18 protein-coding genes, 1 pseudogene and 1 riboswitch are annotated in these 22,043 nt (G+C 69.8%); of the genes and pseudogenes, 10 read left to right on the top strand and 9 right to left on the bottom strand.

From position 1 onward, the window contains the following. Positions 1-3: 3 nt before the first annotated feature. Entirely contained in the window at positions 4-564 is a 561-nt protein-coding gene (locus ACFV4K_RS04170) for a YdeI family protein (protein ID WP_379271942.1), read from the top strand. A gap of 13 nt (positions 565-577) precedes the next feature. Next, positions 578-1,573, top strand: a complete 996-nt coding sequence (locus ACFV4K_RS04165) for a sucrase ferredoxin (RefSeq protein WP_379271940.1) — start codon at positions 578-580, stop codon at positions 1,571-1,573. A 34-nt stretch (positions 1,574-1,607) separates the two neighbouring features. Here the strand turns inward: ACFV4K_RS04165 and ACFV4K_RS04160 are convergent, their stop codons facing one another. Beyond that, a complete protein-coding gene (locus tag ACFV4K_RS04160; RefSeq protein ID WP_379271938.1) occupies positions 1,608-2,645 on the bottom strand; it encodes an SDR family NAD(P)-dependent oxidoreductase in 1,038 nt (345 codons plus the stop codon). Between the two features lie 149 nt (positions 2,646-2,794). Between ACFV4K_RS04160 and ACFV4K_RS04155 the strand changes: the two genes are divergently transcribed. Together ACFV4K_RS04155 and ACFV4K_RS04150 are read left to right on the top strand one after the other, a co-directional pair. Beyond that, a complete protein-coding gene (locus ACFV4K_RS04155; protein WP_379271936.1) occupies positions 2,795-6,166 on the top strand; it encodes an error-prone DNA polymerase in 3,372 nt (1,123 codons plus the stop codon). Between the two features lie 104 nt (positions 6,167-6,270). After that, on the top strand, positions 6,271-6,498 hold the full coding sequence (locus ACFV4K_RS04150) for a DUF167 domain-containing protein (RefSeq protein ID WP_357098257.1): 228 nt from the start codon (positions 6,271-6,273) through the stop codon (positions 6,496-6,498). On the opposite strand, the gene ACFV4K_RS04145 is transcribed toward ACFV4K_RS04150, so the two are convergent. Beyond that, complete coding sequence (locus ACFV4K_RS04145; protein ID WP_379271935.1) at positions 6,499-6,975, bottom strand: tRNA (cytidine(34)-2'-O)-methyltransferase; 477 nt, start codon at positions 6,973-6,975, stop codon at positions 6,499-6,501. Positions 6,976-7,073: 98 nt separating this feature from the next. On the opposite strand from ACFV4K_RS04145, the gene ACFV4K_RS04140 reads away from it, so the two are divergent. Beyond that, positions 7,074-7,319, top strand: a complete 246-nt coding sequence (locus ACFV4K_RS04140) for a DUF3017 domain-containing protein (RefSeq protein WP_379271967.1) — start codon at positions 7,074-7,076, stop codon at positions 7,317-7,319. A gap of 114 nt (positions 7,320-7,433) precedes the next feature. On the opposite strand, the gene ACFV4K_RS04135 is transcribed toward ACFV4K_RS04140, so the two are convergent. The 4 genes from ACFV4K_RS04135 to ACFV4K_RS04120 all read right to left on the bottom strand — a co-directional run bounded on the left by ACFV4K_RS04135 (position 7,434) and on the right by ACFV4K_RS04120 (position 11,319). Next, the gene (locus ACFV4K_RS04135; protein WP_167659831.1) at positions 7,434-7,595 is read right to left on the bottom strand and encodes a hypothetical protein; all 162 of its coding nucleotides are present in this window, start codon (positions 7,593-7,595) and stop codon (positions 7,434-7,436) included. 236 nt (positions 7,596-7,831) lie between these two features. Continuing rightward, complete coding sequence (locus tag ACFV4K_RS04130) at positions 7,832-8,995, bottom strand: homoserine O-acetyltransferase (RefSeq protein WP_379271934.1); 1,164 nt, start codon at positions 8,993-8,995, stop codon at positions 7,832-7,834. Beyond that, a complete protein-coding gene (locus ACFV4K_RS04125; protein ID WP_379271933.1) occupies positions 8,992-10,341 on the bottom strand; it encodes a bifunctional o-acetylhomoserine/o-acetylserine sulfhydrylase in 1,350 nt (449 codons plus the stop codon). The genes ACFV4K_RS04130 and ACFV4K_RS04125 overlap by 4 nt, the downstream gene beginning before the upstream one ends. Before the next feature lie 96 nt (positions 10,342-10,437). Next, positions 10,438-10,549, bottom strand: a riboswitch (SAM riboswitch). A 77-nt stretch (positions 10,550-10,626) separates the two neighbouring features. Beyond that, positions 10,627-11,319, bottom strand: coding sequence for a TetR family transcriptional regulator (locus tag ACFV4K_RS04120; RefSeq protein ID WP_379271931.1), 693 nt, complete (start codon positions 11,317-11,319; stop codon positions 10,627-10,629). 136 nt (positions 11,320-11,455) lie between these two features. Between ACFV4K_RS04120 and ACFV4K_RS04115 the strand changes: the two genes are divergently transcribed. The 3 genes from ACFV4K_RS04115 to ACFV4K_RS04105 all read left to right on the top strand — a co-directional run bounded on the left by ACFV4K_RS04115 (position 11,456) and on the right by ACFV4K_RS04105 (position 17,145). Continuing rightward, positions 11,456-12,952 (top strand): MFS transporter, encoded by a 1,497-nt coding sequence (locus tag ACFV4K_RS04115; RefSeq protein ID WP_379271930.1) that lies wholly within the window; start codon positions 11,456-11,458, stop codon positions 12,950-12,952. A 115-nt stretch (positions 12,953-13,067) separates the two neighbouring features. Beyond that, positions 13,068-13,688 carry a hypothetical protein gene (locus ACFV4K_RS04110; RefSeq protein WP_379271928.1) on the top strand — a complete coding sequence of 207 codons (621 nt, stop codon included), beginning with the start codon at positions 13,068-13,070 and terminating at the stop codon, positions 13,686-13,688. Between the two features lie 49 nt (positions 13,689-13,737). Further along, a complete protein-coding gene (locus ACFV4K_RS04105) occupies positions 13,738-17,145 on the top strand; it encodes a BTAD domain-containing putative transcriptional regulator (RefSeq protein WP_379271926.1) in 3,408 nt (1,135 codons plus the stop codon). 30 nt (positions 17,146-17,175) lie between these two features. On the opposite strand, the gene ACFV4K_RS04100 is transcribed toward ACFV4K_RS04105, so the two are convergent. Beyond that, a complete protein-coding gene (locus ACFV4K_RS04100) occupies positions 17,176-17,811 on the bottom strand; it encodes a hemerythrin domain-containing protein (protein ID WP_379271925.1) in 636 nt (211 codons plus the stop codon). Positions 17,812-18,080: 269 nt separating this feature from the next. Here ACFV4K_RS04100 and ACFV4K_RS04095 point away from each other — a divergent pair, with 269 nt between their 5' ends. Then, positions 18,081-19,298 (top strand): NADP-dependent isocitrate dehydrogenase, encoded by a 1,218-nt coding sequence (locus ACFV4K_RS04095; RefSeq protein WP_379271923.1) that lies wholly within the window; start codon positions 18,081-18,083, stop codon positions 19,296-19,298. A 365-nt stretch (positions 19,299-19,663) separates the two neighbouring features. After that, positions 19,664-20,806 carry an MFS transporter gene (locus ACFV4K_RS04090; protein ID WP_379271965.1) on the top strand — a complete coding sequence of 381 codons (1,143 nt, stop codon included), beginning with the start codon at positions 19,664-19,666 and terminating at the stop codon, positions 20,804-20,806. Positions 20,807-21,232: 426 nt separating this feature from the next. Here ACFV4K_RS04090 and ACFV4K_RS04085 read toward each other — a convergent pair whose 3' ends face one another. Then, positions 21,233-21,364: a hypothetical protein gene (locus ACFV4K_RS04085; protein WP_379271921.1), complete on the bottom strand. Its 132-nt coding sequence runs from the start codon at positions 21,362-21,364 to the stop codon at positions 21,233-21,235. A gap of 391 nt (positions 21,365-21,755) precedes the next feature. Further along, positions 21,756-21,996, bottom strand: a pseudogene (locus tag ACFV4K_RS04080) (IS701 family transposase); the annotation flags it as partial. Between the last annotated feature and the right edge of the window lie 47 nt (positions 21,997-22,043).

Genomic DNA, 22,043 nt, shown 5'->3' with positions numbered 1-22,043 from the left:
ACGGTGTCCGCATCCGAGCGACCCACGCTGTGGTTTCCCGACGAATCCGCGTTCCGGGACTGGCTGTCGGCCAATCACGCGGCGGTGGACGGCATTTGGCTGAAGTTCGCGAAGAAGGGCTCCACCTACGCCTCACTCGACCATGACGGCGCGCTGCGACAGGCCCTGTGCTTCGGCTGGATCGACGGACAGGCCAGGAAACTCGACGACGATTTCCTCGTCATGGGATTCACCCCGCGCCGCCCGCGCAGCCAGTGGACGCAGCGCGAGGTGGGGCTGGCGGGCGAACTGATCGAGGCCGGGATCGTGCATCCGGCCGGGCAGGCCGAGATCGACCGGGCCAAGGCGGACGGGCGCTGGGACAACGCCGTCGGACACGACCTGCCGCCGGACTTCCTGGACGCGCTGGCCCGGCACCCGGAGGCCGCCGTGTTCTTCGAGACCCTGCCCGTGCAATCGCGGATCGCGGTCGGCTACCACCTGGGCAGCGCGGTGCGGCCGGAGGCCCGGCAGCGGCGGCTGGAACAGGTGATCGCGAAACTGATCGACGGAAAACCACTGTGACCGAGGGACGGCTGTGACGGGGTTCGAAGGATTGTCGTGTTCGGCTGCGGCGCTGGAGGTTCCCCTGCCCGGGAGCGCGACCCGCATCCCCGGCTGGCTGTGCGTCGAACAGCCCGGGGCCTGGGGACGCGACGTGATCGGCGACCAGGTGCTCGGACCCGACATCACCCCCGAACTGGCCGCCCGCACCAAGGCGGCGCACGTGCGGCCCACCCTGATCCGGCGGGCGGGGCGGCGGGAATTCACCGGCGTCCGAACGGTTCTGCTCGCCAGTTCGCGGCCCGAGGGGTCGTGGTGCGAGCGGTTCGAGATCACCGACCTGCGGGAACTGCTGGACATCGATCTGCATCTGGTCGACGGGCCCGCGCCGGGAATCGGTGCGGCCGTGACGGATCCGCTGGTGCTGGTCTGCGCGCACGGCAAGCGCGACCAGTGTTGCGCGCTGCTGGGCCGCCCCATCGCCGCGAGCCTGTCCGCCGCCCACCCCGAGCGGGTGTGGGAGTGCTCCCACACCGGCGGCCACCGCTTCGCCCCGGCGGTCATCGTGCTGCCCACGGGTCTCACGTACGGCCGCCTGGACGAGGATTCGGCGCACGCCATGCTCGCCGCCGCCGACAAGGGCGAGGTCTCGCTCACCGGCCTGCGCGGCCGCAGCTGCTACGGCCCGGTCGAGCAGGTGGCGGAAATAGCGGTCCGCCAGCGCATCGCCGACGCTACGTTCACCCGGGTCACCTCGACCGACGACAGCACCGGCCGGACCGTCGTGTCCGGCGATGTCGACCCGACGGCCGGTATCGACGACCTCATCGTCGAGGCCGCCTCGGCCGATGCCGGAAACCCGACCGATCCGGCCACGTTCGCGGGTGCGGCCGTGGTGACGCATCGGGACGGCCGTCGTTGGCTGGTCACCGCCCGCACCACCGCCTACTCGCCGCGGCAGGCCAGTTGTGGCGCGGCGCCCAAACCCGCCATCGCGGTGGTGCTGGACAGTCTCCGGCAACTCGCCTGAGCGGCAATGGTTCCCGCCCAGGCCTCGTGATCGATTACCAGTGTGTGCCCGGGACCAGGCGGGCGGCGCGGCGCAGGGCGGTGCCGGTGGCGCGGACGGCCGGGGGCACGGCGCGGCGATGGCGTTGCGGGACGCTGATTTCCACGTCGGTGGTCTCCGGCTCGGACACGGTCTCGCCCTTGGCGGCGGGGGAGTCCGGGATGGCGCGGTAGTACCGGTGCAGGACCCGTTCCTTGATGCCGGGGGCCACCAGATTGCCGTATTCGGCGAGGGTGCCGAGCGGGACGTCGATGCGGCGGGGCCGTTCGGTGAGGGCCCGGACGATGAGGGCGGCGGCCCATTCCGGGGACTGGGTGCCGGTGCCCTGGTCGCCGCTGGGGGTGATCATGGGGGTGCGGACCAGCGGCATGTGAATGGTGGTGAAAGTGATGTTGCTGGAGCGCATCTCGGCGGCGGTCACCTCGGCGAACTTGTCGAGGGCGGCCTTGCTGGCCAGATAGGCGGCGAAACGCGGGGTGGCGACCTGCACGCCGGCGCTGGAGATATTGACGATGTGGCCGTCCTTGCGTTCGCGCATGCCGGGCAGCAGGCCCAAGGTCATGCGGACCGCGCCGAAGTAGTTGACGGCCATGGTGCGTTCGAAGTCGTGCATGCGGTCGGTGGAGCGGTGCACGGCTCGGCGGATGGAGCGGCCCGCGTTGTTGACCAGCATGTCGACGTGGCCGTGGGCGGCGAGCACGGTCTCGATGGTCCGGTCGACGGAGTCCTGGTCGGTGACATCGCACGGGTAGGCGAAGGCGGCGCCGCCCGCGGCGGTGATCTCGTCCACCACGGTGGACAGTTCTTCGGCGCGGCGGGCCAGCAGGATGACGAGCGCGCCCTTCTGCGCGGCGGCGAGCGCGGCCGCCCGGCCGATGCCGGAGGACGCGCCGGTGATCACGACGTGCTTGCCGGTCAGATCGCGGCGGGTGCGCCGGCGGGCCAGGTAGCCGGTGCCGTTGTCGGCTGAGGTGTCGGGCCCGCCCGCCGCCCCGCCGCCACCCCTCCTCGAATCGCTTCGCGATGCCATCATTTCTGCTCCCTTGCAGGTGGAATTGCCTCGAACTTACTCCAAAGTAAGTTGCCGCGCCACGGCCATCTGGCGTGCCGCCGTAGAGACCGATCGGTTTCGAATGTATGTTCGATACTCGAGACCGGTCGGATTGTGGAGGAGGTGGGCCGATGGGATGGGGCAACGGTCCGCCGACGTGGGCGGAAATGGAACGGGTGCTGTCCGGGCGACCCGATCCCGCGCGCAAACAGGTCGAGGGCGATGGCGGCGACAGCCCGGCCTGGTCGCGGAAACGCGAGAAGTACGAGGCCGGGGACATCGAGCGGGCCGCCCGGTCCACGGTGCCCTACGCCGAACTGCACACCCACTCCGCCTACAGCTTCCTCGACGGGGCCAGCCACCCCGAGGAACTGGTGGAGGAGGCGGTGCGGCTCGGGCTGGAAGCCCTCGCGCTCACCGACCACGACGGGTTCTACGGGGTGGTCCGGTTCGCCGAGGCGGCCCGGGAATGGCGGATGCCGACCATCTTCGGCGCCGAGCTGTCCATCGGCACCGCCGCCCGCGCCGGAGCGCATCTCGCGCCGCGCGGACGTGGCCCGGGCTCCCGGCGGCGCGGCCGCGAAAACGACGCGGACGCACTGAATTCCGAACCCCGCACCGGCACCCCCGACCCCGCCGGACCGCACCTGCTGGTGCTGGCGCGCGGGCAGGAGGGCTACCGGCGGCTGTCGCGGGAGATGACCGCCGCGCACATGGCGGCGGGGGAGAAGGGCATCCTGCGCTACGACCTGGACCGGCTCACCGAGGCCGCGGGCGGGCACTGGCACATCCTCACCGGCTGCCGGAAAGGCACTGTGCGACAGGCCCTGCAGCAGGGCGACGCGGTGGCCGAGGCGGCACTGCGCGATCTGGTCGACCGTTTCGGCCGCGACCACGTGAGCGTGGAACTCACCCACCACGGTATCCCCGAGGACGACGAGCGCAATGCCCGGCTGCTTGCCCTCGCCGACCGGGCCGGGCTGCCCGTGATCGCCACCACCGGAGCGCATTTCGCGGCCCCGCCGCACCGCCGCCGGGCCATGGCGCTGGCCGCGGTGCGGGCCCGCTCCAGCCTCGACGACATGGCGGGCTGGCTGGCTCCCACCGGCGGCGCGCACCTGCGCTCCGGCGACGAGATGGCGCGCCTGTTCGCGGCCTGCCCGCAGGCCGTGCCCAATGCCGTTGCGCTGGGCCGGGACTGCGCGTTCGACCTGAGGCTGATCGCGCCGCAACTGCCGCCCTTCGACGTGCCCGACGGGCACGACGAGAACTCGTGGCTGCGGGAGCTCACCTTCGCGGGCGCGGCCCGCCGCTACGGTCTACCCGCCGGGAACGCGGCCGCCTACCGGCAGCTGGAACACGAGCTGAACGTCATCGCCACCCTGAACTTCCCGGGTTACTTCCTGGTCGTGCACGACATCGTCAGCTTCTGCCGCGACAACGACATCCTGTGTCAGGGAAGGGGGTCGGCGGCGAATTCGGCGGTCTGCTACGCCATCGGCATCACCAATGTGGATCCGGTCGCCAACCAGCTGCTGTTCGAACGGTTCCTGTCGCCGGAGCGGGACGGGCCGCCCGATATCGACGTCGACATCGAATCGGATCGGCGCGAGGAGGCCATTCAACACGTCTACGCGAAATACGGGCGCGAGTACGCGGCGCAGGTGGCCAATGTGATCACCTATCGCGGGCGCTCCGCGGTGCGCGATGCCGCACGCGCACTGGGCTTCTCGACCGGGCAGCAGGACGCCTGGAGCAAACAGGTGAGCCGGTGGACCGGGGTCGCGGGGGAACAGCACACCGACATCCCGGACGACGTGCTCGCGCTGGCCGGGGAACTGGAGGGGCTGCCCCGGCATCTGGGCATCCACTCCGGCGGCATGGTGATCTGCGACCGGCCCATCGCCGACGTGTGCCCGACCGAATGGGCGCGCATGGCGAATCGCAGTGTCCTGCAATGGGACAAGGACGACTGCGCGTCCGCCGGGCTGGTCAAGTTCGATCTGCTCGGACTGGGCATGCTGTCGGCGCTGCACTACATGATCGACCTGGTGGCCGAGCACAAGGGCCAGACCGTCGAACTGCACCGGCTGGACCTGGGCGAGGACGCCGTCTACGACATGCTGTGCCGCGCCGACTCGGTCGGCGTGTTCCAGGTGGAGTCGCGCGCCCAGATGGCGACCCTGCCGAGATTGCGGCCGCGCAACTTCTACGACCTGGTGGTGGAGGTGGCGCTGATCCGGCCCGGACCGATCCAGGGCGGATCGGTGCACCCCTACATCCGCCGGCGCAACGGGCGGGAGAGACCCGATTACGACCATCCGTCACTGAAGAACGCGCTGGCACGCACCCTCGGCGTGCCGCTGTTCCAGGAACAGCTCATGCAGATGGCCGTGGACGTCGCCGGATTCACGCCCGCCGAAGCCGATGAACTGCGCCGCGCCATGGGATCCAAACGCTCCACGCAGAAGATGGAGCGGCTGCGGGCCCGCTTCTATCAGGGCATGCGCGACCTGCACGGGATCACCGGGGAAGTGGCCGACCGCATTTACGAGAAGGTGTACGCTTTCGCGAATTTCGGTTTCCCGGAAAGCCATTCGCAGAGTTTCGCCTCGCTGGTGTTCTATTCGGCGTGGTTCAAACTGCATCACCCGGCGGCCTTCTGCGCCGGGCTGCTGCGCGCCCAGCCGATGGGGTTCTATTCGCCGCAGTCGCTGGTCGCCGACGCGCGGCGGCACGGGGTGACGGTGCACGGGCCCGACATCAACCACAGCCTGGCCGAGGCGACCCTGGAGGCGAAGGGGATGGCGATCCGGCTGGGGCTGGCCGCGGTCCGGCACATCGGGACCGAGTTGGCCGAGCAGATCGTGGCCGCCCGCGAGCTCGGGCCCTACACCTCGTTCCTGGATCTCACCGGACGCGTGGAACTGACCGTGCCGCAAGCCGAGTCACTGGCCACCGCGGGCGCGCTGGACAGCCTCGGCGGCACCCGCCGCGAGGCGCTGTGGGCGGCGGGCGCGGCCGCGGGGGAACGATCCGACCGGCTGCCCGGCACCGGAGCGGCCACCGCGGCCCCCGCCCTGCCCGGTATGAGCGCGCTGGAACTGGCCGCCGCCGACGTGTGGGCCACCGGCGTCTCACCCGGCAGCTACCCGACCGAATTCCTGCGCGAACGGCTCGACGCGCTCGGCGTCGTCCCCGCCGACCGGCTCCTCGACATCCGCGACGGAACCCGGGTGCTGGTCGGCGGCGCGGTCACCCACCGGCAGCGCCCGGCCACCGCGGGCGGCGTCACCTTCCTCAATCTGGAGGACGAGACCGGCATGGTGAACGTGGTCTGCTCGGTCGGCCTGTGGGCCCGCTACCGCCGCCTGGCCACCACCGCCCCCGCCCTGCTCATCCGCGGACGGGTGCAGAACGCCGAGGGCGCGGTCACCATCGTCGCCGACCATCTGCAACGCATGGACCTGCGCATCGAGGGCCGCTCCCGCGACTTCCGCTGAACCGCGCCCGGATTCGACAGCTGGTCGGCCGCGTTCGCCTCCCGCCACCACGGCTTCCGCGACACTACGGGAGAATCGCTCCGGGAGCAGGGAAGGAGAGCGGTGTGACAGTGGTCCGGGCGACCATCAAACCCGGCAGCAAGAAGGGGCCGCTCGTCGAGATCCTCGACGACGGCGCGCTGCAGCTGTACGTCCGCGCCCCCGCGGTGGAGGGCAAGGCGAACAAGGCCGCCATCGAACTGCTGGCCGCCCACTTCGGCGTCCCCAAGTCCGCGGTCCGCCTCACCGGTGGCGCGACTTCCCGCTTCAAACGCTTCGAGGTCGACGACTAGTCAGACCGCGCCCGGGAATCCCATCTGCCGCCAGGCCTCGTACACCGCGACCGCGGCGGCGTTGGAGAGGTTCATGGAGCGGCGGCCGGGGAGCATGGGGATGCGGAGCTGGTCGGTGACGCGCGGATCGGCGAGCACCTCCTCGGGGAGGCCGGTGGGTTCGGGGCCGAAGAGCAGGACATCGCCGTCGCGGTAGGTGATATCGGAGTTGCGGGTGGTCGCGGCGGCGGTGAAGGCGAAGACCCGTTCGGGGGCGATGGCCTCCCAGGCGGCTGCGAGACTCTCGTGCACGGTGACGACGGCCAGGTCGTGGTAGTCCAACCCGGCCCGGCGTAGCTTCGGCTCGGATAGGTCGAAGCCGAGCGGTTCGATCAGGTGCAGTGCGCAGCCGGTGCCGGCGGCCAGTCGGATGGCGTTGCCGGTATTGGGCGGGATGCGGGGTTCGAAGAACACGAGATGGAACACGGGATCCAGCATTGCAGAGCGGCGGTTAAGCTCGTGCGGTGAGTCCAGCCCATGCCGCACCCCAGAGTCGCAGCAGTCGTGCGGGGGAGTTCGCCCGCGAGAATCTGCCCATGCTGCTGGTGGGCGCGGTGCTGGTGGTGGCCGTGGTCTTCCTGGCCTGGGATCGCTGGCGGCGCGGAACGTTCTTCTTCGGCGGCGCGACGCTGCTCGCGGCGGCGCTGCGGCTGATGCTGCCCACCGATCGGGTGGGTCTGCTCGCGGTGCGCAGCAAGGGTTTCGATGTGGTCTGGCTGACCGTGCTGGGTGTCGCGATCATCGTGCTGGCGGCGACCATCAGCAGTCTCGGCGTCACGTAGCGGAGCCGTGGGGCCTCGCGGGGCGCGGGGCCGGGGCCGCGACCGGAGTCGCGGCGCTGGAAAAATGAGCGAGTTGTTCTGCCGCCGGGGCGAACCGGCGGCGCTGGGGGGTAGCTAGACCGAGGTTATGCGGCGGCCGAGTTCGCGCCGCAGCACTTCCTGGTCCGGGAGTCTGTGCAGGACACGGAGTATGGCCGGGCGGAGTTCACGCTGCTCGTCCTCGGAGAGCAGATCGACGAGATCGCGGAGATCCATGTCATCGAATGCGGCGGTCATGCCGAATACATTACGGCTGATATGCCCGCTGCACACGTATTCCGGAACACCGGTTACCGCGGCGTCATGCGCGCGAAACCGACAGCGCGTCAGGACAATTCACCGGAAACAGGCGCGATACGTCGCGTAACGTGCCGTCGGCTGTGGCAGCGGCCGGGCAGCGGACATACGGCATTCGGGCAGCGGCGACACCGGCGCGATGGCAGCGGTGGCGCCGCCGTTCGGGCAGCGCCGGCTCAGTGACCCGACACGCGCTGGGCGCGGGCCAGTTCCATGGTCTCCAACATGAGTTTGCCGACCGCCTCGGTCTCGGTCAGGAACCCGTCGTGCCCGTCCTTGGAGTGGATGACCTCGAGCCCCTTGGAACCGGGCAGCAGATCGGCCAGCTCCTGCTGGGTGCGCAGCGGGTAGAGACGGTCCGAGTCCACCCCGCCGACCACGCACGGCACCGGCGTCGAGGCCAGCGCCGCCGCGACGCCGCCGCGGCCGCGACCCACGTCGTAGCGGTTCATGGCCTCGGTGAGCAGCACATAGGTGGCCGGATCGAAACGCGCGATCAGCTTGTCCGCCTGGTACTCCAGGTAGCTCTGCACCGCGTAGCGGCCGCCCGCGCGCGGATCCTCGTCGCCCTGGCCGTGGTTCTCGAAGCGGTGGTCGAGCTCGCCCTCGGTGCGGTAGGTCAGGTGCGCGATGCGGCGGGCGATGCCCATGCCGGTCATGGGCGCGCGCCCGGTGCCGTGGTAGTCGCCGCCCTGCCAGTCCGGATCGGCCTTGATGGCGGCGATCTGGGTGGTCTGGGTGCCGATCTGGTCGGCGGTGGCGCGCGCGCCGACCGCCAGCACCAGGGCCGCGCCGACCCGTTCGGGCCGGCCGATCATCCACTCCAGCACCCGCATGCCGCCCATGGAGCCGCCGATCACGGCGGCCAGGCGGTCGATGCCGAGCAGGTCGAACAGCTTGGCCTCGGCGGTCACCTGGTCGCGGATGGACAGCGCGGGAAACCGGGTGCCCCACGGCTTCCCGTCCGGGGCCAGCGAGGCCGGGCCGGTGCTGCCCTTGCAGCCGCCGAGCACGTTGGTGGCGATGACACACCATTCGCGGGTGTCCACGGGCGCGCCGGGACCGACGATGCCGTCCCACCAGCCGACCTGGTTGTGGTGCACGTCGGCGGGGCCCACCACGTGCGAGTCGCCGGTCAGCGCGTGCTCCACGAGCACCACGTTGTCCGCGTTCGCCGATAGTTCGCCCCACCGCTGGACGGCCAGCGTGGCGTCGGGGATCACGGCCCCGTTCTCGAGTTCCACATCGCCGATGGCGATGCTCCCGAGCGTCCCGTCGGGCGGTGGCAGCAACAGCTCGGCCGCGTGCCGGGACGTTCGCGATTCGATGTTCACGGTCAACTTGCCGCCGCCGTCAGTCCGGCGCGCAGATCCGCCAGGATGTCGCCGATGCCCTCGATGCCCACGGCCAACCGCACCAGACCAGGTGTGACGCCGGAGGCCAGCTGCTCGGCCGGGGTCAGCTGGGAATGCGTGGTGGATGCCGGGTGGATGACGAGCGAGCGCACATCCCCGATGTTAGCGACATGGCTATGGAGCACCAGCGCCTCCACGAACTTCTTGCCCGCGTCGACCCCGCCGGCCAACTCGAAGGACACGATGGCGCCCACGCCCTTCGGTGCCAGCTGTTTGCCCCGCTCGAACCACGGCGAAGTGGGAAGTCCGGCGTAGTAGACCTTCTCGACGCCGGGCTGCCCGGCGAGGAACTCGGCCACCGCCTGCGCGTTGGCCACGTGCCGCTCGATGCGCAGGCTCAGCGTCTCGAGACCCTGCGCGATGAGGAACGCGTTGAACGGCGACACCGCCGCGCCCAGGTCGCGCAGCAGCTGCACGCGGGCCTTGAGTGCGTAGGCCGGAGCGCCGAGGTCGGCGAAGATCGCGCCGTGGTAGCTCGGGTCGGGGGTGGTGAAGCCGGGGAAGCGGGACTCGCCCGCCTCGTTCTTCACCGTCCAGTCGAAGGAGCCGCCGTCGACGATCACGCCCGCGACCGCGGAGCCGTGTCCGCCCAGGTACTTGGTGGCCGAGTGCACCACGATGTCCGCGCCCAGCGCCAGCGGCTGGATCAGGTACGGGGTGGCGACGGTGTTGTCCACGATGAGCGGCACCCCGGCGGCGTGCGCGACCTCGGCGATGCCCGGAATGTCGAGGACCGAGCTGCTCGGGTTGGCGACGGTCTCGCCGTAGAACGCCTTGGTGTTGGGCCGCACCGCCGCGCGCCACTGCTCGAGATCGTCCGGGTCCTCGACGAAGCTGACCTGGATGCCCAGCTTGGGCAGCGAGTAGTGCAGCAGGTTGTAGGTGCCGCCGTACAGGTGCGGGCTGGCCACGATGTGGTCCCCGGCCTCGGCGAGATTCAGGATCGCGTAGGTCTCCGCGGCCTGCCCGGAGGCCAGCAGCAGCGCGGCCACACCGCCCTCGAGGGCGGCGATGCGCTGTTCCACCGCGTCCTGGGTGGGGTTCATGATGCGGGTGTAGATATTGCCCGGCTCGGCGAGTCCGAACAGCGCGGCGGCGTGGTCGGTGTCGCGGAACGCGTAGGACGTGGTCTGGTAGATGGGCAGGGCGCGGGCTCCGGTGGCGGAATCGGGAGCCTGGCCGGCGTGAATCTGCTTGGTCTCGAAGGACCAGTTGGCCGGATCCAGGGTGCCGTCAGCGGGGACGGCCGCGGGCGCGGTCGAGTCACTCATGTGTTCTGCTCCAAAAACAAGGTCGCCGAATGGCGGAAGTTTGACGTTATCGAGAAGCGAATGGGCTTCGACAACAACACATTTCGGTAGACCTCCTAGTTGCGCTTGCGTTCGGCCCTCGAACGCCCGGTCTGCACCCGGAGCACCCCACCGCAGCTGGAGGGTTGCCGATCAGCAAGCCGGGGCCTTAACGCTGATGCTCTTGACCTAATGCGGGATTCTAGCGGCCGTCCGGCCCGATCTACGCAGTGGGGTTTATCGCATTCTCGGTGGCATTTCCCCCGTCTACGGGGGGGATAGCGTTGTCGCACCGCAACAGACCCGCCGGAATTCGTCGAATGCCGCCTGGACGCTGTCGGCGAGCATGCGGGCGGTGGTGACGGTGGTGCAGTCCGGGAACTCGTCGCTGTCCTCGAACTCGCATTCCATGCCGACCCGCACGATGCCGTGCCAGGTGGTGGCGATGAGCCGCACGGTCAGGTGGTCCTCGGGCAGTCCCAGGCGTTCGGCCAGCACCTCGGACATGGCCCGGGTCTTGGTGTCGGCCGATTCCATGCTGAGCGCGCGCACGGCGACGCTGTCGCGTGTGATGCGCTGCATCTGCTGGAACCAGCGGAACGGAACGGGCGCGTCGGAGTCGATGATCTGTTCCACGACCGCGAGGAACGCGCCGAGCAGCGCTTCCATCTCGTCGCCGGTGACGGGCTGGGCGCGCAGCTGATCGGCGAGGGCCTGTCCCCAGCCCTCGATGGGGGCGATGACGATCGCCTCCTTGCTGTCGAAGTACCGGTTCACGGTGCGCGGGGAGACGTCGGCGGCGTCGGCGATCTGCTCGACGGTGGTGGCGTCGAAGCCCTGTTCGTCGCACAACCGCAGGGCGACGTCGATGATCCGGGTCCTGGTCTGCTGCTTCTTGCGCTCACGCAGGCCGGGGCGGTGACGCGAGGTCACACCGATGTGACTTGACAACTCCGACATCCCTCCATCGTAGGTCCTGCATGCGTTTTCCTGTCCCAGTATGACAACTGTCGCGATGCGACATTTTTCCCTTGACGTCAATTGTCGGTGGGGGTCACTATGGTGAAGCTGCCTTCGAACTCCAGAGGAGAGGCTCATGACCGTAGCGACGGACGCTCTCGGTACAGACGAAAAAGCAAGTCCCGCACAAGATTCCAGGCGTTGGTGGGCGCTCGGCGTGATCGCCATGGCGCAGCTGATGGTGGTCCTGGACGCCACGATCGTCACCATCGCCATGCCGTTCGCCCAGCAGGATCTGCACATCAGCGACGGTGACAAGCAGTGGATCTTCACCGCGTACACCCTGATCTTCGGCGGTCTGCTGCTGCTCGGCGGCCGCCTCGCCGACTACCTGGGCCGCCGCCGGATCCTCATGGTCGGCCTGATCGGCTTCGCCGCGGCCTCCGCGCTGGCCGGTCTCGCACAGAACCAGGCCGAACTCTTCGCGGGCCGCGCGCTGCAGGGCGCGTTCGGCGCGCTGCTGGCCCCGGCGGCGCTGTCGCTGGTGTCGGTGACCTTCACCGAGGCCAAGGAACGGGCCCGGGCCTTCGGCGTGTTCGCCGGTGTGTCGGCGGCGGGCGCCGCGCTCGGCCTGATCGCCGGTGGCGCGCTCGTCGAATACGCGAACTGGCGCTGGTCGCTGCTGGTGAACACCCCGGTCGCGCTGCTGGCCCTGGTCGGCGCGTTCGCCTTCGTGGTCAAGGATGTGCCCGCACCCCGCACCGGCGGCTACGACCTGCCCGGCGCGGTCACCGTCACCCTCGGCCTGATCTCGATCGTGTACGGCTTCAGCCGCGCGGCCTCCGACGGCTGGACCGCCTCCACCACGCTGGCCCTGTTCGTGGTGGGTGTGGCGCTGCTGGCGGCGTTCGTGGCCATCGAGGCCCGGACCGCGAATCCGCTGCTGCCGCTGCGTATTCCGGGTGAGATCAACCGCGGCGGGTCGTATCTGATCGCGCTGCTGGTGCCGATCGCCATGTTCGCCATGTTCCTGAACCTGAGCTTCTACCTGCAGATCGTGGAGCACTACTCGGCGCTGAAGACGGGTGTGGCGTTCCTGCCGTTCCCGGCCGGCATCGTGGTGTCGGCGGGTATCGCCTCGGCGGTGCTGCCGAAGATCGGCCCGCGGCCGCTCATGCTGGCGGGTTCGGTGCTGGGCGCGGCGGGCCTGGTGTGGCTGTCGCGGCTGGAGTACGGCGACAGCTACGCGACCGCCCTGCTGCCCGCCATGATCCTGATCGCGCTGGGCATGGGTGCGCTGTTCGTGTCCATGCAGACCACCGCGCTGCACCAGGTAGACGCCGAGGATTCGGGCGTGGCCAGCGCGCTGCTGAACGCCGCCCAGCAGGTGGGTGGTTCCATCGGCACCGCGCTGCTGACCACCATCTCGGTGCAGGTGGCCGAGCGGTACGTGCGCAACAACGTGACCGTCGACCATGTGATGGAGCGGGCCTCGATCCACTCCTACAACGTGGCGTTCCTGATCGGCGCGGTCTTCTTCGCGCTGTGCGTTCCGATCGCGGCGTTCATGGTCCGGGACAAGCCGCAGAACCTGCTCGAGGGTGACGAGCACGCCGTGCACGTGGGCGTGTGAACCACCGCGGGTGATTCCGCACCGTGCCCGCCGCGAATCTCGCGGCGGGCACGCGTCGTTTCGGCCGCAAGTCGGCGGCAAGTCGCGGTGCATTGCCCCGGCCGACAGTACGACCATGACGATGACGAAAGTGCCCACCGCGACTGATCCCGACCTCCGGCCGCGCGCGGGCGCGCTGATCGCCGGGGGCGTGCTGTTCGCCGTGGGCAATGCCCTGCACCCGCTCGAGCATTCCGAGGCGGCCGAACAGTCCGCCACCTGGGCCGCCGCCCACCTGACCTTCGGCACGGGCGCGGTGCTGATGGCGGTCGGCCTGCCGGTGCTGCTCACCGCCTGGCGTGATGGGAAGGGCTGGCCCGCAAAGGTTTCCGCGGCCGCCCGTGTCCTGCTGTTCGTCGGGCTCACGGTCGCGATCCCGATCGGCGCGTATCACGAGGTCTATGTCGCCTCGCGGCTGTCGCACCACGAGCAAACCGCCATCGAGGAGGCCGCGCTCCCGGTCAACGGACCGCTCGCCGCCGCCTTCCTGGTGGGTTTCCTACTGCTGGCCGGGTGCGCGCTGGCCGCCCCGCGCCCGCTGCTCGGCCGGGTGGGCGCGGTGGTGCTGATCGTCGCGGTGCTCGCGATGGCCGGGGCCGAAGGGCTTCCGGGGGCGGAGGGCTGGTGGATCATCCCGGGGACGATCGGGGTCGGACTGGTGCTCGCGCTGGCCGGAGTGCGCGCGCTCCGAGCGTGAGGCTCGCCGCAGCGGTTACGGTCCGGCTGTCGCAGGCGATGTATCACCCGTGGTTTTCGTGGAAGTGCTGGGCGCACTACGGGTGACGGTGGACGGCCGGCCCGCTTCTTTGCGCGGGCCGAGGCAGGGGGCGGTGCTGGCGCGCCTGGTTTCGGCCGGGGGCGAGGTGGTTTCGGCGGATCGGCTCATCGAGGATCTGTGGCAGGGGGAGCCGCCGCCGAAGGCCTCGGGGGCGCTACAGGCGCACATCTCGTATCTGCGGCGGGCCTTGGAGCCGGATCGGCCGCCGCGCGCGCCCGCGGGAGTGCTCGTGTCGCAGACCCCCGGATACGCGCTGCGCCTGCCGGTTTCGGCCGTGGACGTCTGGCATTTCGATCACCTGGTGTCCATTGCCGCCACCGAATCCGATCCGGCCGCGCGCCACCGCCTCCTCGATTCCGCGCTGGCGCTGTGGCGGGGCTCCGCGTATGCCGCCTACGCCGACGCGGCGTGGAGTGCCGCCGATATCGCCCGCCTCACCGATATGCGCTGGACCGCTGTGGAACAGCGGGCCGACGCCGCCCTCGCCCTGGGCCGCCCGGAGGAGGCCGTCGCGGCCCTGCGCCGCCTGGTCGACGAACACCCCGAGCGGGAGGCCGCCGTCCGGCTGCTGGCCCTCGCGCACTACCGCCAGGGACGCCAGCTCGAGGCCCTCGCCGCCCTGCGTGACCTCCGCGCCACCCTCAACACCGAATTCGGCATCGACCCCAGCCCACCCGTTCGCGAGCTGGAAGCCGCCATCCTCGCGCACGACCCGGCTCTCACCCTGCCCGCACCCGCCGAGCCGGTCGCCGCGGAATCAGGCTCGACCCGTTCACATTCCACCGATCTCGCGGCGACGGTCGCATCGGTAGTGCCCGATCGGCCGGACCCCGTGCCGCCGATGTCCGCCCCGGTCGGCTACGCGGGCCAACGCGCGGCGCTGCTGTCCGCCGCCCGCGAAGCCGCAGACGGCCGCGGCCGATTGGTGTGGCTGGAAGGTGAGGCGGGAGCCGGTAAGACGACGCTGGTGCGGTCGGTCGCCGACGAGCTGGCCGCCGCCGGCTGGCGGACCGCGGTCGGACGGTGCCCCGAGGTCGACGGCGCTCCGGCGGCCTGGGCCTGGATGGAATTGACCGGTGAATCCGGCGGCAAGGCAGCCGATCTCGGTGCGGCCGCGACACCGTTCCGGCTGTCACTGGCCGTGGTCGATCGCTTCGCGGAATGGACCGGACAGCCCATCGACACCCCGGGTGGGCGGATGAGCCCCGGCCCGGTCGCCCCGGATACACCGAGATCGGTCGATACGGCGAGTGCGGCCGGGCCGGTGCTGGTGGTGCTGGAGGACGCGCATCGGGCGGACAGCGCGACGCTGCAGATCCTGCGGCAGGTGGTGGCGTGGTCGGCGCAGGCTCCGGTGCTGTTCGTGGTGACCATGCGCGGATCGGAAGTGGGGGACGAGGTTCGGGCCACGTCGGCGGCGCTGGCGGCGGTGACCGCGGGACGGCTGGAGCTGACCGGGCTGGACCTCGAGGCCGTGCGGACCGTGGCGGGGGCGGCCGGTCTGCGCGGAATCGACGATGCCACCGCCGAATTGGTGCGTGACCGCACCGGCGGCAATCCGCTGTTCGTGGCCGAGCTGGCGAAACTCGCTGCCGCCGAGGGGGATCTGCTGGCGGTTCCGGCGGGTGTCAGCGATGTGCTGCACCGCCGGATCGCGCGCTTGCCCGCGGAGGCGGCGCGCATGCTGCGGCTGCTCGCGGTGTGGGGCGGCGAGTCGGATTTCGACGCGCTGCTGGAGCTGACGGGCGAAACCGAAGGTGCCCTGGTCGATCTGGTGGACACCGTGGTGGTGGCCGGGCTGCTGCGCTTGGAGCCCGGGGGCCGGATCCGCTTCGGGCACGCGCTGACCCGGGACGCGGTCTACGCGGGCATTCCCGCGCTGCGCCGCGGCCGCATGCACTGGTCGGCGCTGCGCGTGGCCGAGCAGATGAATCCGGTGGATCCGGCCCTGCTCGCCCATCACGCCATGACCGGCGCACACGCGGGCACCGCCGGGGAGGCGCTGGGGTACGTCCTGGCCGCCGCCCGGCAGGACGGTGCCCGCCGCGCGTTCGCCGAGGCGGAACCGCTATGGCGGGCCGCGCTGGATTTGCACACGCTGGCGGGCCATCGCGAGGACGGCCCCGATCCCGTGGTGGGCGCGGCCATTCTGGAAGTCCGCTGTGCCCTGGTCAACGCCCTCGCCTACCGCGGCAACGACGCCGCCGCCCGCGCCGAGCGCGCCACGGCCCTCGACCTGGCCGAGCACCTCGCCATGGGTGACCAGAGCTTCGGCGCCGCAATCGATCCCATCGCCCTGGCCCTGTGTTCCTGGCGGGCGCCGCTGATCTGGGGTACCCGGGACAAGCGGCTGCCGGACGATCGGGTGATCGGTGCGTTGCGGGCGGCGCTGGATCGACCGCTGCCCGCGGCCGTGCGGGTGCGGCTGCTGGTGGCCTTGGTCGTGGAGGTCGAGGGTGATGACGACGCGCTGGTGTTCGCGGCGTCCGCGGAGGCGGTGGCGACGGCGCGGAAACTGGGGGATCACGAATTGCTGTGCGCGGCCTTGAATGTCCGCGCGTATGTTGCGCTCGGCCCGGACCTGTGGGCCGAACGGGCGGGGTTGGCTGACGAGCTGCTGGCGGTGTCCACGGCGGCGGGTCTGGTCGAGTTCCAGGCGGTGGCGCATTTCCTGGGCTGCCTGATCGCCGGTGCGGACAATGATCTGGTGCGGGCGCGCCGGGAGGCCGAGCGCGGGCTGGAGTGCGCGACGGGTGGTCAGCTGTATCAGATGCTGATCGTGCTCACCCTGTTCGATGTGGTGCTCACGGTGCTGCGCGGCGACCTCGACGCCGCCGAGCGCGCGTACGCGGAGGCCAGCGCGCGAATGGTCGCGGCGGGTGCGGCGAATGGCGCGGAGCTGCTCATCGCCGGGGGCATGATGCTGGGCTGGGCGCGCGGCGACCTGTCCGGACTGGTGGAGCCGATGGCGCAGGTGTACGCGATCTCGCCCGAGGCGCTCGCGCATCCGTACGCGCTGGCGCTGCTCGACAGCGGTGATATCGATGCGGCGCGTGCGGTTTTCGCTGCGGCCGCGCCGATCCGCCGGGATCACTACTGGTCGGTCATGGCGGTCTTCCGTTCCCGGGTCGCGTTGCGGCTCGGCGAGCTCGAGGCCGCCGCCGAGTGCTACCGAGAGATGCTCCCGCGCTCGGGCGCCGTCGCGGGCCTCGACACCGGTTCGGTCGTCTACGGTCCGATCGACACGGTGCTGGCCGAGCTGGCCGACGCGCTGGGCGACCCGGAGGCCGCCGCCGCGCATCGAGCCCGCGCGACCGAGGTCGCCGCCCATCTCGCCGCCCAGCTCGCCACCCTCCCGCCGACGGGCGCGAACTGATCGGGAGGGCGCTCGGTCGGTCCCGCCGGGTCAGTTCCCGGCGATGAGCGCTTCCCGTCGCCGATGCCCCCGCCCGAACCAGCGCAGCATGAGGCCGAGCACGAGCCCGCCCTCGGCGTTGGCGCGCTCCCATTCCTCGGGCGTGCACATGCCGAACATGCGGGGCAGTTCGAAGCTCATGGTCGCGCCCTTGCGGGCGGCGGCTTCGACGGCGCTCCACTGCCGGGCGTCGAGGTGGGCCGTGATCACCGGGAAGACGGTGTCCTCCTCGTCGGCGATGTGCTCGCTCAGCAACTCGTTCAAGCGGCCGAGGTGGTCGCTGAGCGCCGCCGCGGATCCTGCGCGGGCGAGTTCGCGCGCGCCGGCGCGCACGTTGTCCAGGATGGGATCGAGCTGGGCGTGGTCGTCCTCGAGTTCGCGCACGTCCACCGCGCCGGTGTCGCGCAGCAGCGGCCACAGCACCTCGTCCTCGATGGTGTGGTGATGGTGGATGCTGTCGCAGAGCAGCAGCAGGTATTCGGCGATGGCCGCGGCTCGTCGGGGTGGGCAGTCGGCGCGTCCGGCGGCGATGTCGCGGGTCAGGTCGGTGAAGCGCGCGGTGTCGGCGATCATGGCGCGGTGGGCGAGGCGCATGCCCAGCAGGTCGGGCTCGGGGGTGGTCGGCATACTGGAGATTGTGGGCCCGATCACTTGCACCCTACTTGCGAGTAACCGAGGGCAGGTTCCCGCACAGCGGGGGCTGCCCGCGCGGTGAGGTCCATAGCAGCAGTACGCTTGTCTTGCTTGACACCACATCGGACATGGACCTGGTACCACAGGTCCGGTGCCGGGAGTCATGCGTATACGTTGTCTGTTGAACAGCTGGGGTCCGCTACAAGCGGTGCTCACCGGCCGTGCAATGGGAGCACCACCTTCCTAGGAGGACACGAAGATCCATGTCCAAGATCAAGGTTGAAGGGACCGTCGTCGAACTCGATGGCGACGAGATGACCCGGATCATCTGGCAGTTCATCAAGGACAAGCTGGTCAATCCGTATCTCGACGTGAACCTCGAGTACTACGACCTCGGCATCGAAGCCCGCGACAAGACCGATGATCAGATCACGATCGACGCCGCGAACGCCATCAAGAAGCACGGCGTCGGCGTCAAGTGCGCGACGATCACCCCCGATGAGGCCCGAGTCGAGGAATTCGGCCTCAAGAAGATGTGGCGGTCGCCGAACGGCACCATCCGCAACATCCTGGGTGGCACGATCTTCCGCGCCCCGATCATCATCTCGAACGTCCCGCGTCTGGTTCCGGGTTGGACCAAGCCGATCATCATCGGCCGTCACGCCTTCGGTGACCAGTACCGCGCCACCGATTTCAAGGTGCACCAGGCGGGCACCGTCACCCTGACCTTCACGCCCGAGGACGGCTCCGAGCCGATCCAGCACGAGGTCGTGCGCATGCCGGAAGACGGCGGCGTGGTCATGGGCATGTACAACTTCCAGGAGTCCATCCGGGACTTCGCGCGGGCCTCGCTGAACTACGGCCTGCAGCAGAACTACCCGGTGTACATGTCGACCAAGAACACCATCCTCAAGGCCTACGACGGCATGTTCAAGGACACCTTCGAGGAGGTGTACCAGACCGAGTTCAAGGACGAGTTCGACGCGGCCGGTCTGACCTACGAGCACCGCCTGATCGACGACATGGTCGCCTCCGCGCTCAAGTGGGAGGGCGGCTACGTCTGGGCCTGCAAGAACTACGACGGCGACGTGCAGTCCGACACCGTGGCGCAGGGCTTCGGCTCGCTGGGTCTGATGACCTCCGTGCTGCTGACCCCGGACGGCCGCACCTGTGAGGCGGAGGCGGCGCACGGCACCGTGACCCGTCACTACCGTCAGCACCAGCAGGGCAAGCCCACCTCCACCAACCCGATCGCCTCGATCTTCGCGTGGACGCGTGGCCTGGCCCACCGCGGCAAGCTGGACAACACCCCCGAGGTGATCGGCTTCGCGCAGACCCTCGAGGACGTCGTCATCAAGACGGTCGAGTCCGGTCAGATGACCAAGGACCTCGCGCTGCTGGTCGGCGGCGACCAGGGCTACCTGACCACCGAGGAGTTCCTCGGCGTGCTGGACGCCAACCTGGCTCGCGAGTTGCGCTGAAACCCCTACTCCGGGTGGGCGTTCCGACGTCCGAGGAGAGCCGCGCGAACGTGAACAGCGCGAAGCGGTGACGATGGCGGCCGGGACCACAGTCCCGGCCAGAACATCCACCGCGCCCAACGGGCACCTGCCCCCACCGGAACCGGTGGGTGGGCGGGTGCCCGAACTGTTTCCGGGGAGGTGCCGGCGGGGTGAGCGGACTCACGGGCGAAGGGGGAAGCGGGACGCCGCGGACGGCGTTGCGCAATTCCATGGCGAACTCTGTATCCGTGACCGACGTGCCCGACGCGGCTCCCGCCGGGACCGCTCCCGCCGGGGGTGGGGCCGTCGCCTCCGGCGAGACCCGACGGTGGCCGGTGGCGGCCATGCTGGCGCTCGCCGCGGGCGGATTCGGTATCGGCACAACCGAGTTCGTGACGATGGGTCTGCTGCCCGATATCGCGGACGCCATGAAGGTGTCGGAACCGACTGCGGGACACATGGTTTCGGCGTACGCGCTGGGCGTGGTGGTGGGCGCCCCGGTGATCGCGGCGCTGTGCGCGCGGGTGCCGCGCAAGCGCCTGTTGATGGCGTTGATGGTGGCGTTCACGCTGGGCAACGCCGCCAGTGTGGTCGCGCCGACATTCGCGACCTTGACTCTCGCGCGGTTCGTTTCGGGTTTGCCGCACGGCGCGTATTTCGGGGTGGCGTCGCTGGCGGCGGCGTCCTTGGCCCCGGTGGGGCAGCGGGCGAAGGCGGTGGCCGCGGTTATGCTGGGATTGAGCGCCGCCAATGTCGTCGGCGTTCCCGCAGCGACCTGGCTGGGCCAGAATCTCGGCTGGCGGGCCGCTTTCGCGGTGGTCGCCGTGATCGGTGTGGCGACGGTGGCCGCGCTCTCCCGGCTCGTGCCCGAGCTGCACGGCATTCGCATGACCGATCCCCGGACCGAACTGACCGCGTTGCGGCGTCCGCAGGTGTTGTTGACCCTGCTGGTCGGCGCGATCGGCTTCGGCGGCATGTTCGCGGTCTACACCTACATCACCACCACCCTCACCGATGTGGCCGGCGTGCGGATCGGCCTGGTGCCGCTGGTGCTGGCATTGTTCGGGCTGGGCATGGTCGCGGGCAATATCGCGGGCGGCGTGCTGGCCGACCGCGGCGTGGATCGCGCGGTGTTCGTCTCGCTGCTGGCGATGGTGGTGATTCTGGCGGGTTATGTTGCGGCGGCGCACAATCCGTACACGGCGGCGGTCGGGGCGTTCCTGGTCGGCGCGTCGGGCGCGGCGCTGGCCCCGGCCCTGCAGACCCGTCTAATGGATGTCGCCCACGACGCGCAAACCCTCGCCGCCGCACTGAATCACGCCGCATTGAACATCGCCAACGCCGTCGGAGCTTGGCTCGGCGGCCTGGTCATTGTCGCCGGCCTCGGCTATACCGCGCCCGCAGTGGTAGGCGCTACCCTGGCCTTCTTCGGTGTCCTGCTGTTCTCGGTTACAGTCTTCCTCGCTCGCAACCACGGCTCGTGTTGAGCCGCCGTTCTCGAGTTGGAATTCGACTGACGTCGGGCTGGTTTGGACGCCGCCAAACCTCTATGTTCGGGAAATTGAGGCTCTCCGTTCGCAACGGAAGTGTCGGATTATCCGAACATGACCGAGCTGAGTCGACTATCGACCGGTCTGCTGGCGGTGCTGGCTCGGCAGACGCCACCACCAATGACCATCGGGCAGACCCTGCGACTCCCGTGAAACTCACGATTACCGCCACTTCGCAGCCCCGGCTGGCCAGTTCGGCGGACTCGCAACAGGTTCGGCGCAGCAGTAGGCGCTGCCGGGGCCGGTGTGATGGGACCGAACCGGCCCCGTGGCGGTGGATGGGGATGAAGCAATGGTTGTCGCCTCCCATTATGTTGGGCGGCAGTGTGATTGGTCTGGCCCACGCGTTTCGCTGTGATGCGCCTAGGTGGTGAATCCCGCCTCGCGGTCGGCGGCCGCGATCTGATCGTGAAACCTCTTGTGCACCCAGTGCCGCTCGCCCAGCAGCATGACCTGTCGGCCATTTGCCGACGTCGTCGGGAAGTAACAGGACATCGACGAACCCTTCGACGGGCAGGCCGAGGTCGACGACGATGCCGATCGTGCCTGGACGTGGAATCAAGACAACGATCCCGGTCAAGCGTTGTCCCAGAACGAGGTTCGCGCGCAGCCGATGCCAGGTGTCCAATTCCTGCCGGTGATCCTGGCTGTCCTGCTCGGGCATGCCGGTCAGCCTATCCCCCGCAACTCCAGCGCGCGGGTGGGCAGAGCGGGTAAGGGCGAGTAGTCAGTCTCGATAATGTTGGCGCAGGGAGCGAGCCTGGTGACGACGGCGAAGGTCAGCTGGTAGGACTTTGTTAGGTTGGGAAGGTGTGGTGGCATAGCGAGCAGGTGCCGATCGAATACGCCAGTGCGCGTCGGATTTCGCGGACGATGGCGTAGAGCCTCAGTCCTGCCCGTCTGCTTTTGGGTCGGTGAGCCGTGTGGTGAGGAACAGGTGGGCGGCGGTGACGAGGGTGGCGTGGTGGTGCCATCCGAGCCAGGATCGTCCCTCGAAGTGGTCGAGGCCGAGGGCGACTTCGAGTTGGCGGTAGTCGTGTTCGATGCGCCGGCGAAGTTTGGCCAGGCGGACCAGTTCGGTCACGGGGGGTGCCGGTGGGCAGGGTCGACAGCCAGTAGTCGGTGGGTTACCGCGCTGACCGAAGCGGCCAGCGCGAGGCATCGGAAGATCAAC

Source organism: Nocardia sp. NPDC059764, from assembly GCF_042732555.1.
Taxonomy (GTDB): domain Bacteria; phylum Actinomycetota; class Actinomycetes; order Mycobacteriales; family Mycobacteriaceae; genus Nocardia.
Note: the sequence above shows the minus strand (reverse complement) of the source record. Positions and strands in the feature narration are given on the sequence as shown.

Bases quoted from the DNA above. Each gene is read 5' to 3' on its own strand.
- ACFV4K_RS04160 (WP_379271938.1), bottom strand. From the start codon at position 2,645: ATGATGGCATCGCGAAGCGATTCGAGGAGGGGTGGCGGCGGGGCGGCG.
- ACFV4K_RS04155 (WP_379271936.1), top strand. From the start codon at position 2,795: ATGGGATGGGGCAACGGTCCGCCGACGTGGGCGGAAATGGAACGGGTG.
- ACFV4K_RS04145 (WP_379271935.1), bottom strand. From the start codon at position 6,975: ATGCTGGATCCCGTGTTCCATCTCGTGTTCTTCGAACCCCGCATCCCG.
- ACFV4K_RS04140 (WP_379271967.1), top strand. From the start codon at position 7,074: ATGCTGCTGGTGGGCGCGGTGCTGGTGGTGGCCGTGGTCTTCCTGGCC.
- ACFV4K_RS04135 (WP_167659831.1), bottom strand. From the start codon at position 7,595: ATGACCGCCGCATTCGATGACATGGATCTCCGCGATCTCGTCGATCTG.
- ACFV4K_RS04125 (WP_379271933.1), bottom strand. From the start codon at position 10,341: ATGAGTGACTCGACCGCGCCCGCGGCCGTCCCCGCTGACGGCACCCTG.
- ACFV4K_RS04120 (WP_379271931.1), bottom strand. From the start codon at position 11,319: ATGTCGGAGTTGTCAAGTCACATCGGTGTGACCTCGCGTCACCGCCCC.
- ACFV4K_RS04115 (WP_379271930.1), top strand. From the start codon at position 11,456: ATGACCGTAGCGACGGACGCTCTCGGTACAGACGAAAAAGCAAGTCCC.
- ACFV4K_RS04110 (WP_379271928.1), top strand. From the start codon at position 13,068: ATGACGATGACGAAAGTGCCCACCGCGACTGATCCCGACCTCCGGCCG.
- ACFV4K_RS04100 (WP_379271925.1), bottom strand. From the start codon at position 17,811: ATGCCGACCACCCCCGAGCCCGACCTGCTGGGCATGCGCCTCGCCCAC.
- ACFV4K_RS04095 (WP_379271923.1), top strand. From the start codon at position 18,081: ATGTCCAAGATCAAGGTTGAAGGGACCGTCGTCGAACTCGATGGCGAC.
- ACFV4K_RS04090 (WP_379271965.1), top strand. From the start codon at position 19,664: ATGCTGGCGCTCGCCGCGGGCGGATTCGGTATCGGCACAACCGAGTTC.
- ACFV4K_RS04085 (WP_379271921.1), bottom strand. From the start codon at position 21,364: ATGTCCTGTTACTTCCCGACGACGTCGGCAAATGGCCGACAGGTCATG.